Source organism: Streptomyces sp. DSM 40750 (genome assembly GCF_024612035.1).
Taxonomy (GTDB): Bacteria; Actinomycetota; Actinomycetes; order Streptomycetales; family Streptomycetaceae; genus Streptomyces.
In genome coordinates this window covers 4,030,859-4,047,105 of record NZ_CP102513.1, presented here as the reverse complement: position 1 = coordinate 4,047,105, position 16,247 = coordinate 4,030,859, and the positions used below count along the sequence as shown (strand labels likewise).

Sequence of the window (16,247 nt, the reverse complement as noted above, 5' to 3'; positions counted from 1 at the left end):
CGCTGCTCCCTGTCCATCGCGGCCCGGAACCTCGTCGCGGCGGCTGTGAGCGCTGCGGTACCCTGAGCCCATGCGTGCCGTACGCCTTCTGCTTAGCGAGCCGCGCTGATCAGTCCCGACCGCCGATGAACGGCGTGGTCGGAATCGGCGCGGCGTCCCCTCCTGTGCGAGGGGATTTTTCGTTTCCTGGACGAACAGCCCGCTGGCAGAGACGATCGATGGAGCTTTGAGGATCATGAGCGAGACGAACCCCGCTGCCGCCGAGACGGCCGCGCCGCACCGCTACACGGCCGCCGTCGCGGTCGAGGTCGAGGCACGCTGGCAGGACTTCTGGGACGCCGAGGGCACCTACGCCGCCCCCAACCCGAGCGGTGACCTGGCCGGCGACCCCGAGCAGGCCGCCCGGCCCAAGAAGTTCATCATGGACATGTTCCCGTACCCGTCCGGTGCGGGCCTGCACGTCGGCCACCCCCTGGGGTACATCGCCACCGACGTCTTCGCCCGCTACCAGCGGATGACCGGCCACAACGTCCTGCACACCCTGGGTTTCGACGCCTTCGGCCTGCCCGCCGAGCAGCACGCCGTGGCCACCGGCGAGCACCCCCGGGTCACCACCGAGGCGGCCATCAACAACATGAAGTCCCAGCTGCGCCGGCTGGGCCTGGGACACGACAAGCGCCGGTCGTTCGCCACGATCGACCCGGACTACTACAAGTGGACCCAGTGGATCTTCCTGCGGATCTTCAACTCCTGGTACGACGACGAGGCGAAGAAGGCCCGCCCGATCGCCGAGCTGGTCGCCCAGTTCGAGTCCGGTGAGCGCGCGGTGCCCGGCGGCGGCTCCTGGAACGCGCTGAGCGCCGCCGAACGCGCCGACGTCCTGGGCGAGTACCGCCTGGCGTACGCCTCCGACGCGCCGGTCAACTGGTGCCCCGGTCTGGGCACCGTGCTGGCCAACGAGGAGGTCACCGCCGACGGCCGCTCCGAGCGCGGCAACTTCCCCGTCTTCAAGGCCAAGCTGCGCCAGTGGAACATGCGGATCACGGCGTACGCCGACCGCCTGCTGGACGACCTGGACGAGCTGGACTGGCCCGAGGCCATCAAGCTGCAACAGCGCAACTGGATCGGCCGCTCCGAGGGCGCCCGCGTCGACTTCCCGATCGACGGCGAGCGCATCACGGTCTTCACCACGCGCCCGGACACCCTGTTCGGCGCCACCTACATGGTGCTGGCGCCCGAGCACCCGCTGGTCGAGAAGTTCACCCCGGCCGCCTGGCCCGAAGGCACGCACGACGTGTGGACCGGCGGCCACGCGACCCCGGCCGAGGCCGTCGCCGCCTACCGCGCGCAGGCCGCCTCGAAGTCCGACGTCGAGCGGCAGGCCGAGGCCAAGGACAAGACCGGCGTCTTCATCGGCTCGTACGCGACCAACCCGGTCAACGGCGAGCGGATCCCGGTCTTCATCGCCGACTACGTCCTGATGGGCTACGGGACCGGCGCGATCATGGCCGTCCCGGCGGGCGACCAGCGCGACTTCGAGTTCGCGCGCGCCTTCGAGCTGCCGATCCACTGCATCGTCGAGCCGACCGACGGCCGCGGCACGGACACCTCCACGTGGGAGGACGCCTTCGCGTCCTACGACGCGAAGATCGTCAACTCCACCGGTGAGGGTGTCTCCCTGGACGGCCTGGGCGTCGCCGAGGCCAAGGAGCGCATCACCGAGTGGCTGGAGCGCGAGGGCATCGGCGAGGGCACCGTCAACTTCCGGCTGCGCGACTGGCTGTTCAGCCGCCAGCGGTACTGGGGCGAGCCCTTCCCGATCGTCTACGACGAGGACGGCATCGCCCACTCGCTGCCCGAGTCGATGCTGCCGCTGGAGCTGCCCGAGGTCGAGGACTACTCGCCGCGCACCTTCGAGCCGGACGACGCCGACACCCAGCCCGAGACGCCGCTGTCGCGCAACGAGGACTGGGTCAATGTCACGCTGGACCTGGGCGACGGCCGCGGTCCGCGTCGGTACCGGCGTGAGACCAACACCATGCCCAACTGGGCCGGTTCCTGCTGGTACGAGCTGCGCTACCTGGACCCGCACAACTCCGAGAAGCTGGTCGACCCGGAGATCGAGCGGTACTGGATGGGGCCGCGCGAAGGACAGCCGCACGGCGGTGTCGACCTGTACGTCGGCGGCGCCGAGCACGCCGTGCTGCACCTGCTGTACGCGCGCTTCTGGTCCAAGGTCCTGTTCGACCTGGGGCACGTGTCGTCGGCCGAGCCGTTCCACAAGCTGTTCAACCAGGGCATGATCCAGGCCTTCGTCTACCGCGACAGCCGTGGCTTCGCGGTGCCGGCCGCCGAGGTGGAGGAGCGCGACGGCGCCTTCTACTACGAGGGCGAGAAGGTCAGCCGCCTGCTGGGCAAGATGGGCAAGTCCCTGAAGAACGCGGTCACTCCGGAGTCCATCTGCGAGGAGTACGGCGCCGACACGCTGCGTCTGTACGAGATGGCGATGGGCCCGCTGGACGTCTCCCGGCCGTGGGACACGCGCGCGGTGGTGGGCCAGTTCCGACTGCTGCAGCGGCTGTGGCGCAACGTCGTCGACGAGGCCACCGGCGAGGTGACCGTGGTGGACGCCGAGCCCGGCGAGGACACCCTGCGGGCGCTGCACAAGGCCATCGACGGCGTACGGCAGGACCTGGAGGGCATGCGGTTCAACACGGCGATCGCCAAGGTCACCGAGCTGAACAACTACCTGACCAAGGTGGGCGGCCCGGTGTCCCGCCCGGTCGCCGAGGCCCTGGTCCTGCTGGTCGCGCCGCTGGCCCCGCACATCGCGGAGGAGCTGTGGCGCAAGCTGGGCCACACCGACTCCGTCGTCCACCGGGACTTCCCCGTCGCCGACCCCGCCTACGTCGTCGATGAGGCCGTCACCTGCGTCGTCCAGATCAAGGGCAAGGTCAAGGCCCGCCTGGAGGTGCCGCCGGGCATCTCCGAGGAGGAGCTGGAGAAGGCCGCCCTGGGCGACGAGAAGGTGGTCGCCGCGCTGGCCGGGGCACCGATCCGGAAGGTGATCGTGCGGGCGCCGAAGCTGGTGAACATCGTCACGTGAGCGAAGTGGGGCCGGGTGGTGGCTGCCGGTAGTCGTTCGGCTGTCGACGGGTAACGGCTCGGGGTCGTCCCCTACGGGCAGGTTCGGGGTTCCGATGGAACTCGGGACCTGCCCATTGCGTTTACCGTTGAAGAGCGCCGCGGCACATGCCGTGTGGGTCGAAGGAGGAGCGCGTGGAAGCCGTCATCGCAGTGGTCGCCCTGCTCTTCGTGTTGCTCGTGGTGTTGGGCGTGTACGCCACGGTGAAGGCGGTCGGCGCGGCCAAACGAGGCGTGGACCGTACGATCACGCAGGCCAAGCGGACCGTCGAGGACACCACCCTGCGCGCCAGAAGCCTCGCCCAGCCGGGCCCGGTGGGACAACTGGCCGACCTGCGGCTGAAGTTGCGCACCTCGATGCGGGCCACTCAGGAGGCCCTGCAGGCGGGTGTCGGCGAGGACGAGTCCCTGAAGGAGTCCCTGGCCCTCTTCGCGCAGCTCAGCAAGCACGGCCGGGAGCTGGACGACGAACTCAGGCGCCTGGAGCCCGAGCCGGACCGCGCCAAGCTGGCCCAGCGGCTGCCCGCGCTGCGCGAGCGCACGGAGCGGATCATCAAGTCCGCCGACTCACTACGCTGGGCGGCGCACGACCGGGCCCGCAGGTTCGCGGAGGACGACCTGGACACGCTCAGCGCCCAGATCGACGTCGAGGCGGGCGCGCTGCGGCACTGGACCACGGAACCCGCGTCGGTCTGGCCCGAGGCACCCAAGGCCGAGCCCACGCCGGTCTGGCCCGAGGCGCCGAAGCCGGAGCCGACCGCCTCCACGGGGCAGACCTGGCAGGAGACGCCCGAGTCCCGCACTGCCGAGCCTCGCACCGGCGAGGAGCCGCCGAAGCCCGCGATCACCCCGCCGAGCGCGCGGCCGACGTATCCGTGGCAGAAGAAGCCCCGTCCGGAGAGCACGACTTGAGCCGGTCGGCTCGGTCGGCTCGCTTCGTGCGGTCGCAGGTGACAGGGGCCGGGCTGCCGTCGGGGGGACTTGGCGGGTAACCTCCAGATCATGTCCCGCCATGTCGCGATCGTCACCGATTCAACGGCCTACCTGCCGCCGCCGGCGATGGAGCGGCACGGCATCATCGCGGTACCGCTGACCGTGGTTCTCGGCGATCAGGCGCTCGAAGAGGGCAACGAGATCTCGGCACGTTCCCTGGCTCAGGCGCTGCAGAAGCGACGGTCCGTCACCACCTCCCGCCCCAGCCCCGAACTGTTCGCGGAGACCTACCGCAGGATCGCGGAGTCGGGCGCCACGGGCATCGTCTCCCTCCATCTGTCCGCCGAGTTCTCGGGCACCTACGACGCGGCCGTGCTCGCGGCACGCGAGGCACCCGTGCCGGTGCGCGTGGTGGACACCGGGATGGTCGCGATGGCCCTGGGGTTCTGCGCTTTGGCCGCCGCCGAGTCCGCGGAGGCGGGCGGCACGGTGGACGACGCCGTCACGGCCGCCGAGAAGCGGGCCGCGGGTACGTCGGCGTTCTTCTACGTCGACACCCTGGACTATCTCCGCCGGGGCGGGCGGATCGGCGCGGCGCAGGCCCTGTTCGGTTCCGCGCTGGCGGTCAAGCCGCTGCTGCAGCTGGAAGGCGGCCGCATCGAGATGCTGGAGAAGGTCCGTACGGCGTCCAAGGCGATCGCCCGCCTCGAGGAGATCGTCGCCGAGCGGGCGGGTGGCGCGCCGGTCGACATCGCCGTCCATCACCTCGCGGCGCCCGAGCGTGCCTCGGCGCTGGCGGAACGGCTGCGGGACCGGGTGCCCGGGCTGGCCGATCTGCATGTGAGCGAGGTCGGGGCGGTGATCGGGGCGCATACGGGGCCTGGGTTGTTGGGGGCGGTTGTTTCTCCTCGGTGAGGGGACCTGTGCCGGCGCTGGCGCTGAGTCCGGGGGTGTTGCCGTTCGGCTGCCGTTGTGGCTGTCGCTCGTGTGGGTGACGGAGTTATCCACAACTGGGCAGTAATCCACGGGAATTCAGCAAGATCATCGCGGGTGGGCGCGTTTGCCCGATCCTCGGCGCATGGCACTTCGATCACGTTCACGCACTGCGACAGTCACCAGCGGTCCGGGCCGCGGCCCGTCCTCCGACGGGCGCGCCCGGCACCGCACGCGGCAGCCCCGGGGCAGGGCCGGCCGCCGCCGGGCCTCGGCGGAGACGCTCCGTCTGCGCGCGGAGGCGCTCTTCCCCGAAAGGGTCGGGGAGCCGCGGGAGTTGGGGCACGGGCCGCCGGGAGCGCCCAGGGGTAGGACCGGGGTCGGGGTCGGCGTTGCCTGGGCGCGTGAGGTCGAGGGCGCCGGTGCTCCTGCCATCGGTGGTGATGTGGGTGAGTCCGGGAGCCGGGCTGATGAGGACCTCCTTCTCGCCGGTGCCGCCGGCACCGACAGGGCCGTCGCCGGTGGTGACGTCAAGGATGACGCTGTCGGCTGCGAGGTGAGGGGTGCGTGGCGGCAGCGGGTCGGGCCGGCCGTGCGGGAGCGGTTGCCGTTGTGGTTGCAGGTGCGGTGCGGCATCGAGCGGAAGAGCGTGGTCGCGCTGAGCGTGGTGCTGGTCGTCGCGGCGGTGTTCGCGGCACAGCACTTCTGGGCCGGGCGCACCCAGCCGGTGAGTGCGCCCGAGGTGGTGCGGGTGGGGGCGCCGGGGGCCCCGGGTGGGCCAGGGAGTCCGGGGGCTTCGTTCGGCGAATCCGGTGGTGGTCAGGTGGCGGTGCCGGGCGCCGTGGCCGGGGCGTCGGCCGCCACGGCCGGGCCCTCGATCGTGGTGGATGTCAGCGGGAAGGTGCGCAGCCCGGGGATCCAACGGCTGCCGGCCGGTTCCCGGGTCGCCGACGCGCTGCGGGCGGCGGGCGGTGTGCGGCCGGGGGCCGACACCGACGGGCTCAACCGTGCCCGTCTCCTCGTCGACGGCGAACAGGTCCTGGTCGGCGGCCCGGCGGTGGCGTCCGGGCCGGGTGCGGTGCCGGGCGGCGGTGGGGTCGCCGGGGCCGGCGGATCCGTCACCGGAGGGGCGCCCGCAACCCCTGTCTCCCTCAACACGGCCACCGCGGACCAGCTGGACACCCTGCCCGGTGTCGGCCCCGTCCTTGCCCAGCACATCATCGACTACCGCACGCAACACGGGGGCTTCCGCTCGGTCGACGAACTGCGCGAGGTGAACGGGATCGGCGACCGCCGTTTCGCCGACCTGCGGAACCTCGTGCGGCCATGAAGGTGATGGGAGAGGAGGTATCGGCGGCAGTCGGGGTACAGGGTGCTCCCCGTCGTCCCGCCGTGCACATGGCCTCCGGCAGTCGGCTAGGAGACGCGCACCCCAGGCAGGAGGGACCGACGGATCTGCGTCTCGTGCCACCGGCGCTGGCCGCGTGGGGGACGGCGGCGCTGACGGTGCACACCTCGCCCGGGTGGGTCACGGGTGTGGTCGTGGTCTGTCTGGTCGTGGGCGTGGCCTTGCTCGTCACCCGGCGAGGGCAAGGGCGTGGGCAAGGCCAAGGGAGAGGGCAAGGGCGACGACGACGCGGAGCCGGGGGCTGGACGAAGGTGTCCGTCGCCGCCGTGCTGCTGTGCGCCGGCGCGGCCGCCGCCTCCGCGGGGCTGCACGGGGCGGACCTGCGGCGTGGTCCCGTCCCCGACCTGGCCGAGCAGTACGCCCGTGTGACCACGGATGTCGAGCTCACCTCCGACCCACGCCTCACCCGCCCCCGCATCAAGGGCAACCACGCGGCCCCGACCGCCGTACTCCTCCAGGCCGAGGTACGACGCGTGACGGGCCCGGACGGGACGGTCGTGGACACACGGACGCCGGTGCTGGTCATCGTCGACGTGGAGAGTCGGTCTCCTGCCGGCGCGGGCCCGTCCGCAGCCGAGGGCGGTGGCGCGGGTCACGGTGGGGACACAGGTGGGGATGGCGGCGGAGGTCCAGGCACTGGTGGCCCTTCGCCCTGGCTTTCGCTGTTGCCGTCGACCCGGGTGCGGGTGGTGGCACAGGTCGTGCCGGCCATGGTCGGGGGAGACCGGGTGGCGGCCGTACTGCGGGTGCGGGGTGGTGGGGCGCCGGACGTGGTGGGTGAGGCGAGTTCCGTGCAGCGGCTCGCGGGGCGGCTGCGCGCGGGGTTGCGGGAGGCGACCGACGGGCTGGACGCGGACGCGCGGGCGTTGCTGCCGGGGTTCGTCGTCGGGGACACCTCCCGGGTGACGGCCGAGTTGGACGAGGCGTTCAAGGCGACCGACCTCACTCACCTTCTCGCAGTCAGCGGAGCCAACTTCACGATCTTGTTGGCCCTGTTCATCGGGCCGCCGGGGTTGGCCCAACGGGCCGAGCGACGGGGGCTCGCGCCCCGGATGGGGATTCCGCTGCGGGCGACCGCGCTGGTCGGTGGCGCGCTGACTCTCGGCTTCGTGATCGTGTGCCGGCCGGACCCGAGCGTGGTGCGGGCCGCGGCCTGCGGTTCGATCGCGCTGCTGGCCATCGCGACGGGGCGCCGCAGATCCCTCATCCCCGCGCTGGCGACGGCGGTTCTGCTGCTGGTGCTGTACGACCCCTGGCTGGCCCGCAGCTACGGCTTCCTGCTGTCCGTCCTCGCGACCGGCGCCCTGCTCACCCTCGCCCCGCGCTGGAGTGCGGCGCTCCAGCGGCGCCGGGTGCCACCGCGTCCGGCGGAGGCGCTGGCGGCGGCGGGAGCCGCGCAGGCGGTGTGCGCGCCGGTCGTCGCCGTACTGTCGGCCAAGGTGAGCCTGGTGGCGGTGCCGTGCAATCTGCTGGCGGAGTTCGCGGTGGCCCCGGCCACGGTGCTGGGGTTCGCCACGCTGGCGACGGCCCCGGTGGCGATGCCCGTGGCCGAGTGCCTTGCCTGGTGCGCGAGTTGGCCCGCCGACTGGATCGCGGACATCGCCCGCACGGGGGCGTCGCTGCCCGGCGCGGGCGTGGACTGGCCGGGCAGTTGGACGGGCGCGCTGCTGCTCGCTCTCATCACCGTCGTCGTCGTGTTCGTCGGGCGGCGGCTCGTGAGCCATCCGTGGTTGGTCGGAGTCTGCCTGGTGGTGTTTCTGCTGGTCGTGGTACAGCCACCGCCCCTGACCAGGGTGATCACGGGGTGGCCGCCGCCTGGCTGGCGATTTGTGATGTGCGATGTCGGCCAGGGCGACGCGACCGTCCTCGCGGCGGGCGACGGTGCCGGGGTGGTTGTGGACGCCGGTCCCGATCCGGTGCTCGTCGATCGTTGTCTGACGACACTCGGCATCACCGAGGTCCCGCTTGTCGTCCTCACCCACTTTCACGCCGACCATGTGGCGGGGCTGCCGGGAGTGCTGCGGGGGCGTTCGGTGGGGGCGATCGCGACGACGGGGTTCGAGGAGCCCGCCGACCAGGCCGGGTTCGTGCACAGGGAGGCGGCGGCCCGGCGGATTCCGGTGACACGGGCCACGGCCGGGGAGGAGCGGCGCACCGGGAGCCTCGCGTGGCGGGTGCTGTGGCCGCCGGGCGACGCGTCCGCACCGGAGGGGCCGAACGACGCCAGCGTCACCATGCTCGTCCGCTCGGCCGGCCTGACCCTGCTGCTCCTCGGCGACCTGGAACCGCCCGCCCAGCGGGAGCTGTCGAGATCCCCCGAGGCCGCGGCGCTGGGAGCCGTGGACGTGGTGAAGGTCGCCCACCACGGGTCGGCCTACCAGGACCCGGGCCTGATAGGCGCGATGGCACCAAGGCTGGCGCTCATCTCTGTCGGTGCGGACAACCCGTATGGCCACCCGGCCCCCAGTACGGTCGCGGCGTTGCGGGCCGGGGGCGCCATGGTGCTGCGTACGGACGAGGACGGCGCGATCGCTGTCGCGGGTACGGCGAAGGAGTTGCTGGTGGCGAGAGACTGACCTCATGGATACCGAAGAGCTTGACGCCTACCTTCGCCGTCTCGGGGCCGAGCATCCGGCCTGGCCCACCCTTGACGTCCTGCGTGAACTGCATCTGCGCCATCTGCGGGCGGTGCCGTTCGAGAACCTGTCGATCCACCTCGGAGAGGAGATCGTCCTGGAGGAGAAGCGGCTGCTCGACAAGGTGGTCGGGGAGGGCCGGGGTGGCTTCTGCTTCGAACTGAACGGGCTGTTCGGGGCGTTGCTCGCGGCACTGGGCTACGACGTGACGCTGCTCGCGGCGCGGGTGTACGGCGAGGAGGGGCGGCTCGGCATCCCGTACGACCATCTCGCGCTGCGGGTGCGGACGGTCGACGGGGGCGACTGGCTGGCCGATGTCGGGTTCGGGGCGAACAGCCACTATCCGCTGGAGTTCGGGGATCGGGGCGAGCAGGAGGATCCGGGGGGCACGTTCCGGGTGGTCGAGGCGGATCGGGAGAGCGGGGGGCGGGAGTTCGGGGACCTGGACGTGCTGCGGGACGGCAAGCCCCAGTACCGGCTGGAGCTGCGGCCGAGAGTGCTCGGGGACTTCGTGGCCGGGGCCTGGTGGCACAGCACCTCGCCGGCCTCGCACTTCACCCAGTCCCTCGTCTGCTCCCGGGTCGCCGAGGGCGGCGGACGTATCACCCTCAGCGGCCGCACCCTCACGGTCACCTCGGCGGAGGGCGACCGGGAGGTGACCGAGCTGACGACGGACGGGGAGGTGCTGGCGGCGTACCGCGAGCGGTTCGGGATGGAGTTGGGGCGGGTGCCGGAGGTGGGGGAGGGGAGGAGGGTGCGCTAGACGGGCCGACCGTGTGTGGGCTGGCGGTGTGGGGTGGAGGGTGTGGGATGGGGCGGGCGTGGCGGAAAATGGCGGCGTGAGTGATGTGAGACATGTGCTGGTGCTGCCCGACCGTGATGCGGCGGAGGAGGCGGCGGAGGCGCTCGGGGAGCGGTTCGGGCTGGACGAGGAGCCGCAGCTGGTGCGGGACGCGCTGGCCGGGGAGGACGACGCCGAGGACGCGCAGTGGTTGTTGGTGCTGCGGGACGAGCGGGGTCGGCTTGATCCGGGGGCGTTGGACGAGTTCGCGGGGGAGTGGGAGGGCTGGCGGGAGGAACCGTAGCGCTCCGCTGGGGGGGGGGAGCCGGGTGACTGCCTGGGCGTTCGTCGGCTGCGGGGCAGTGAGGCTGTTCGCGCAGTTCCCCCTGCGTTCGCGCAGTTCCCCGTGCCCCTTCGGGCGCGGCTGCCGCGAGGGTCGGGTTGTCAGTGGGCCGTGGGATGCTGTGGGCGATGGCCAAGAAGACTGCGAATGACGACCCTCTCGCCCCCGTGACGCTCGCCGTGGGCCAGGAGGACCTGCTGCTCGACCGGGCCGTGCGGGAGGTGGTGGCTGCCGCGAAGGCCGCAGACGCCGACACGGATGTACGTGATCTGTCCTCGGAGCAGTTGCAGCCCGGCACGCTCGCCGAGCTGACGAGTCCGTCGCTCTTCGCGGAGCGGAAGGTCGTGGTCGTACGCAATGCGCAGGATCTCTCGGCCGACACGATCAAGGATGTGAAGGCGTATCTGGGGGCTCCTGCCGAGGAGATCACCCTGGTGCTGGTGCACGCGGGCGGGGCCAAGGGGAAGGGGCTGCTGGACGCGGCGCGCAAGGTGGGGGCGCGGGAGGTGGCGTGTCCCAAGATGACGAAGCCGGGTGATCGGCTGGCGTTCGTGCGGGGGGAGTTCCGGGCGCTCGGGCGGTCCGCCACGGCTGAGGCGTGCCAGGCGCTCGTCGACTCGATCGGGAGTGATCTGCGGGAGCTGGCGTCCGCGGCGGCGCAGCTGGTCGCGGATGTCGAGGGGACGATCGACGAGGTTGTGGTCGGGCGGTACTACACGGGGCGGGCCGAGGCGTCCAGCTTCGAGGTGGCCGATCGGGCCGTCGAGGGGCGGGCGGCGGAAGCCTTGGAGGCGCTCAGGTGGTCGTTGGCGACTGGGGTGGCGCCGGTGTTGATCACCAGTGCGTTGGCTCAGGGCGTGCGGGCGATCGGGAAGTTGTCGTCGGCGCGAGGTGGGCGGCCGGGGGATCTTGCGCGGGAGTTGGGGATGCCGCCGTGGAAGATCGATCGGGTGCGGCAGCAGATGCGGGGATGGACGCCGGATGGGGTGGCCGGGGCGTTGCGGGCGGTCGCTGAGGCGGATGCCGGGGTGAAGGGCGGGGGGGATGATCCCGAGTACGCGTTGGAGAAGGCGGTCGTCGTGATCGCGCGGGCCGCTCGGTCGCGTCGGGGCTGAGCTTCCGCGCCCCGCTTCCGCTGCCCGTCCCTCCCTGAGTGGGCATGTGCGGGTGCGTCGTGGCTTGTCGCGCAGTTCCCCGCGCCCCTGGAAGGACGGGCGGCTGTCCTTCCGCGTCGGAGGCATCGCCGCAAGGAGTTCAAGATCTCCCGCTCGTCACCGTTAGCCGGTGGAACGCCGAAGCCCCGCCTGCCGCCCTGGGGAAGGGTGGTGAGGCGGGGCCTTCGGTTCACGATGGTGGACCTGTACCCGCGTGGCGAACGCAGGCCGCGTACGGGTCCGGGGGTGCCGGGTGGGAGCGGATGAGAGAGGGCCCGCTCTGGGTCCAGCCGGCGGTCAGATCAATGGTGGAGCTCAGCCCTTGAGGGTAGCGACCTTGGAAGCAAGCGCCGACTTCTTGTTGGCGGCCTGGTTCTTGTGGATGACGCCCTTCGAGACGGCCTTGTCGAGCTGACGCGCGGCAGCGCGCTGGTACTCGGTGGCCTTCTCGACGTCACCCGCGGCAGCGGCCTCACGGGCCTTGCGGATCGCGGTCTTGAGCGACGACTTGACGGCCTTGTTGCGAAGGCGCGCCTTCTCGTTCGTCTTGTTCCGCTTGATCTGGGACTTGATGTTCGCCACGAATGAGCCTCTACAGGTTCTGGTACGGGTCCGCACGGGTCCCGTACCGGTGATTTTCTTGGGGTGTGTCTCGCGCTGAGAGGGCATGAGACACAGCCCTCCACGCTACCAGTCACCCTCGGGTCGGCCCAAACCGGTCGCCGCTCTCCGCCCGTGGGACCATGGTGCGTACGTATAGACCCGCTAGATCCGATCCGACCCGAGACCGCAGACGGCTGCGGACGCCTCAAGAATCAGGACCCTGCGTGCCCGCGATCCCTAGCCATGTGCCCGAGCCGAGCCGTACCGCCCCGGCTCTGATCCGCAATTTCTGCATCATCGCGCACATCGACCACGGCAAGTCCACGCTCGCCGACCGGATGCTTCAGCTGACCGGTGTGGTCGAGCAGCGGCAGATGCGTGCTCAGTACCTCGACCGCATGGACATCGAGCGTGAGCGCGGTATCACGATCAAGTCCCAGGCGGTGCGTCTGCCCTGGGCGCCGACCGGCGATCCGGGCAACACGCACATCCTCAACATGATCGACACCCCCGGGCACGTCGACTTCACGTACGAGGTGTCGCGGTCGCTGGCAGCCTGTGAGGGGACCGTCCTTCTTGTCGACGCGGCCCAGGGCATCGAGGCGCAGACTCTCGCCAACCTCTACCTGGCGATGGAGAACGACCTCAAGATCATCCCCGTACTGAACAAGATCGACCTGCCGGCCGCCCAGCCGGAGAAGTTCTCCGAGGAGCTCGCCAACCTCATCGGCTGCGACCCCGAGGACGTGCTCAAGGTCTCCGCCAAGACCGGTCTGGGCGTGGAGGCACTGCTGGACCGGGTCGTCGCCGAGGTCCCCGCCCCGGTCGGCGTCCAGGACGCCCCCGCGCGCGCCATGATCTTCGACTCGGTGTACGACTCCTATCGCGGTGTCGTGACGTACGTGCGAGTCATCGACGGTCAGCTCAACAAGCGCGAGCGGATTCGCATGATGTCCACCGGCGCGACCCACGAGCTGCTGGAGATCGGTGTCTCGGCCCCCGAGATGAAGTCGGCCGACGGCCTCGGTGTCGGTGAGGTCGGCTATCTGATCACCGGTGTGAAGGACGTCCGCCAGTCCAAGGTCGGTGACACGATCACCACCCTGCACAAGGGGGCCACCGAGGCGCTCGGCGGTTACAAGGACCCGAAGCCGATGGTCTTCTCGGGCCTGTATCCGCTGGACGGCTCCGACTACCCCGAGCTGCGAGACGCCCTCGACAAGCTCCAGCTCAACGACGCCGCGCTGGTGTACGAACCGGAGACCTCCGCCGCCCTCGGCTTCGGTTTCCGCGTCGGCTTCCTGGGCCTGCTGCACCTCGACGTGATCCGCGAGCGGCTGGAGCGCGAGTTCGGGCTCGATCTGATCGCCACCGCGCCCAACGTGGTCTACCGCGTGGTCATGGAGGACGGCGCCGAGCACACGGTCACCAACCCGAGCGAGTTCCCCGAGGGGAAGATCGACGACGTGTACGAGCCTGTCGTACGCGCCACGATCCTCGCGCCCTCCGAGTTCATCGGGTCGATCATGGAGCTGTGCCAGACCCGGCGCGGCACCCTGCTCGGCATGGACTACCTCTCCGAGGACCGGGTCGAGATCCGCTACACGCTTCCGCTCGCGGAGATCGTCTTCGACTTCTTCGACCAGCTGAAGTCGAAGACGCGCGGCTACGCCTCCCTGGACTACGAGCCCACCGGCGAGCAGAGCTCCAGCCTGGTCAAGGTCGACATCCTGCTGCACGGCGACAAGGTGGACGCCTTCTCGGCGGTCACGCACAAGGACGCGGCGTACGCGTACGGGGTGCGGCTCGTCGCCAAGCTGCGCGAGCTGATCCCGAGGCAGGCCTTCGAGGTGCCCATCCAGGCCGCCATCGGCTCCCGGGTCATCGCCCGCGAGACCATCCGCGCCATCCGCAAGGACGTCCTCGCCAAGTGCTACGGCGGTGACATCTCCCGGAAGCGGAAGCTGCTGGAGAAGCAGAAGGAAGGCAAGAAGCGGATGAAGATGGTGGGCTCTGTGGAGGTTCCCCAGGAAGCCTTCATCGCCGTCCTGTCCAGCGACGACAGCGCCGGTGGCGGCAAGGGCAAGAAGTAGCCACCGGCGGCGAGCGTCGCCGACCGCCGGGGTAGTCACTGTTACCCCCGGAAACTCGGGCACAATGCGGGCTCGTCGCGTTTCGGCGCGGCGGGCCCGCGCGTCTTCCGGGGGAAGTCGGTGCGTGTTCGTACGGTCGTTCTCGGTGGAAAGTGACTGCCCGCCGCCCCTTACGAACCAGCCAACCGCGCTCTACCCTGATCACCACTCGATGGTTACTCGCGAGTTAAACAACAGCCGCTTTGAGCCAGCCGCACAGTCCATGAGCCAGCTGTACTGTCGCGTGCCCCGGAGGATGTCGTGAGCGACACACAGACCCTGATCGAGAACCGTCCGCCGTCCATGGCGGCCCTCTTCCTGGAGCGTGTGGCGGCCACGCCGGACGCCGAGGCATTCCGCTACCCCGTGCCTCCCGCCTCCGGCCAGGGCCCCTCGGAGTGGAAGTCGCTGAACTGGGCGCAGGCGGCCGAACGGGTCGACGCCATCGCGGCCGGGCTCGTCGAGCTGGGCGTACAGCCGGAGCAGCGCATCGCCCTGTCCTCCGCCACCAGGATCGAGTGGATCCTGTGCGACCTCGGCATCATGTGCGCGGGCGCGGCCAACACCACGGTCTACCCGCAGACGAACGCCGAGGAGTCCGCCTACATCCTGTCCGACTCCGGCAGCCGGGTCCTCATCGCCGAGAACGCCGCGCAGCTCGCCAAGGCCCGCGAGAAGAAGGCCGAGCTGCCGGAGCTGACCCATGTCGTCGTCATCGACCCCGAGGGCGCGGACCTCTCGGAGGACTGGATCCTCTCCCTCGCCGAGCTGGAGGAGCGCGGCGCCGCGTACCTGGAGAAGAAGCCCGACCTGATCAAGGAGAAGGTCGGCGCGATCACCAAGGACCAGCTCGCCACCCTCATCTACACCTCGGGCACCACCGGCCGCCCCAAGGGCGTCCGCCTCCCGCACGACAACTGGGCGTACATGGCGAAGGCCATCGGCGCGACCGGCCTGCTCCAGCCGGAGGACGTGCAGTACCTGTGGCTGCCGCTCGCGCACGTCATGGGCAAGGTGCTCCTCGCGGGACACATCGAGGTCGGGCACATCACCGCCGTCGACGGCCGGGTCGACAAGATCATCGAGAATCTGCCGGTCGTGCAGCCGACGTACATGGCCGCCGTGCCGCGCATCTTCGAGAAGGTCTACAACGGCGTCGTCGCCAAGGCGCGAGCGGGCGGTCCGGCCAAGTACAAGATCTTCCAGTGGGCGGCGGGTGTCGCCCGCGAGTACGCCAAGGTCAGCCAGGACAACTTCCGTCGCACCGGTACCGCGTCCGTTCCGTTCGGGCTGGCGGCCAAGCACAAGGTCGCCGACGCGCTGGTCTACAAGAAACTGCGTGAGGCGTTCGGCGGCCGGCTGCGCGCCTGTGTCTCCGGCTCGGTCGCGCTGGCGCCCGAGATCGGCTTCTTCTTCGCCGGCGCCGGCATCCCCATCCTGGAGGGCTACGGCCTCACCGAGTCCTCCGCCGCCTCCTTCCTCAACCCGGGCGAGGCCTTCCGCACGGGCACGGTGGGCAAGCCGCTGCCCGGCACGGAGGTGCGCATCGCGGACGACGGCGAGATCCTGCTGCGTGGCCCCGGCATCATGGAGGGCTACCACCAGCTGCCGGAGAAGACCGCCGAGGTCCTGGAGGCCGACGGGTGGTTCCACACCGGTGACATCGGGGAGCTGTCGCCCGACGGGTATCTGCGGATCACCGACCGTAAGAAGGACCTGTTCAAGACGTCCGGTGGCAAGTACATCGCGCCGACCGAGATCGAGGGACAGTTCAAGTCGCTGTGCCCGTTCACGTCCAACGTCATGGTGATCGGCGCGGACCGTAACTTCTGCACCGCGCTCGTCGCCCTCGACGAGCCGTCCATCCAGGGGTGGGCCGCGGAGAACGGGCTGGAGGGCAAGTCCTACGAGGATGTCATCGCGGCGCCGGCCACGGTGGAGCTCATCGAGGGGTACGTCCGGACGCTGAACGAGGGGCTGCAGCGGTGGCAGACCGTCAAGAAGTTCCGCCTTCTGCCGCGGGACCTCGATGTCGAGCATGGTGAGCTGACGCCGAGCCTGAAGTTGAAGCGGCCGGTGGTGGAGAAGGAGTACCAGCACCTGATCGACGACATGTACGCGGGTACGCGCGAGGCGTAGCGCGTGATGTAGGGGTGGCGGGGACTGCTGGGCGGCCGCGG

11 protein-coding genes are annotated in these 16,247 nt (G+C 70.6%); 10 read left to right on the top strand and 1 reads right to left on the bottom strand.

Going from position 1 to position 16,247, the window contains the following annotated elements; genetic code table 11:
• The first annotated feature begins 235 nt into the window (after window positions 1–235).
• From leuS to holA, 8 genes are all read left to right on the top strand, one after another.
• Window positions 236–3,106 (top strand): leucine--tRNA ligase, encoded by a 2,871-nt coding sequence (leuS, locus tag JIX55_RS18105; protein ID WP_257564354.1) that lies wholly within the window; start codon window positions 236–238, stop codon window positions 3,104–3,106.
• Window positions 3,107–3,252: 146 nt separating this feature from the next.
• Window positions 3,253–4,056: a hypothetical protein gene (locus JIX55_RS18100; RefSeq protein WP_257564353.1), complete on the top strand. Its 804-nt coding sequence runs from the start codon at window positions 3,253–3,255 to the stop codon at window positions 4,054–4,056.
• 90 nt (window positions 4,057–4,146) lie between these two features.
• Complete coding sequence (locus JIX55_RS18095) at window positions 4,147–4,992, top strand: DegV family protein (protein WP_257564352.1); 846 nt, start codon at window positions 4,147–4,149, stop codon at window positions 4,990–4,992.
• Window positions 4,993–5,455: 463 nt separating this feature from the next.
• Window positions 5,456–6,340, top strand: coding sequence for a helix-hairpin-helix domain-containing protein (locus JIX55_RS18090; RefSeq protein WP_443046446.1), 885 nt, complete (start codon window positions 5,456–5,458; stop codon window positions 6,338–6,340).
• Window positions 6,341–6,402: 62 nt separating this feature from the next.
• Window positions 6,403–8,994, top strand: a complete 2,592-nt coding sequence (locus JIX55_RS18085; protein WP_257564350.1) for a ComEC/Rec2 family competence protein — start codon at window positions 6,403–6,405, stop codon at window positions 8,992–8,994.
• Window positions 8,995–8,998: 4 nt separating this feature from the next.
• Window positions 8,999–9,817 carry an arylamine N-acetyltransferase family protein gene (locus tag JIX55_RS18080; protein ID WP_257564349.1) on the top strand — a complete coding sequence of 273 codons (819 nt, stop codon included), beginning with the start codon at window positions 8,999–9,001 and terminating at the stop codon, window positions 9,815–9,817.
• A 76-nt stretch (window positions 9,818–9,893) separates the two neighbouring features.
• The gene (locus JIX55_RS18075) at window positions 9,894–10,139 is read left to right on the top strand and encodes a hypothetical protein (RefSeq protein ID WP_257564348.1); all 246 of its coding nucleotides are present in this window, start codon (window positions 9,894–9,896) and stop codon (window positions 10,137–10,139) included.
• Between the two features lie 167 nt (window positions 10,140–10,306).
• Entirely contained in the window at window positions 10,307–11,293 is a 987-nt protein-coding gene (gene holA / locus JIX55_RS18070; RefSeq protein ID WP_257564347.1) for a DNA polymerase III subunit delta, read from the top strand.
• 354 nt (window positions 11,294–11,647) lie between these two features.
• On the opposite strand, the gene rpsT is transcribed toward holA, so the two are convergent.
• On the bottom strand, window positions 11,648–11,914 hold the full coding sequence (gene rpsT, locus JIX55_RS18065; protein WP_129309226.1) for a 30S ribosomal protein S20: 267 nt from the start codon (window positions 11,912–11,914) through the stop codon (window positions 11,648–11,650).
• Window positions 11,915–12,159: 245 nt separating this feature from the next.
• Between rpsT and lepA the strand changes: the two genes are divergently transcribed.
• Both lepA and JIX55_RS18055 read left to right on the top strand, forming a co-directional pair.
• On the top strand, window positions 12,160–14,028 hold the full coding sequence (gene lepA / locus JIX55_RS18060; protein ID WP_257564346.1) for a translation elongation factor 4: 1,869 nt from the start codon (window positions 12,160–12,162) through the stop codon (window positions 14,026–14,028).
• Window positions 14,029–14,328: 300 nt separating this feature from the next.
• Window positions 14,329–16,206 (top strand): AMP-dependent synthetase/ligase, encoded by a 1,878-nt coding sequence (locus JIX55_RS18055; protein ID WP_257564345.1) that lies wholly within the window; start codon window positions 14,329–14,331, stop codon window positions 16,204–16,206.
• Window positions 16,207–16,247: the final 41 nt, after the last annotated feature.

Excerpts from the sequence above, each read along its gene's own strand:
- leuS (WP_257564354.1), top strand. The coding sequence starts at position 236 with ATGAGCGAGACGAACCCCGCTGCCGCCGAGACGGCCGCGCCGCACCGC.
- JIX55_RS18100 (WP_257564353.1), top strand. The coding sequence starts at position 3,253 with ATGCCGTGTGGGTCGAAGGAGGAGCGCGTGGAAGCCGTCATCGCAGTG.
- JIX55_RS18095 (WP_257564352.1), top strand. The coding sequence starts at position 4,147 with ATGTCCCGCCATGTCGCGATCGTCACCGATTCAACGGCCTACCTGCCG.
- JIX55_RS18080 (WP_257564349.1), top strand. The coding sequence starts at position 8,999 with ATGGATACCGAAGAGCTTGACGCCTACCTTCGCCGTCTCGGGGCCGAG.
- holA (WP_257564347.1), top strand. The coding sequence starts at position 10,307 with ATGGCCAAGAAGACTGCGAATGACGACCCTCTCGCCCCCGTGACGCTC.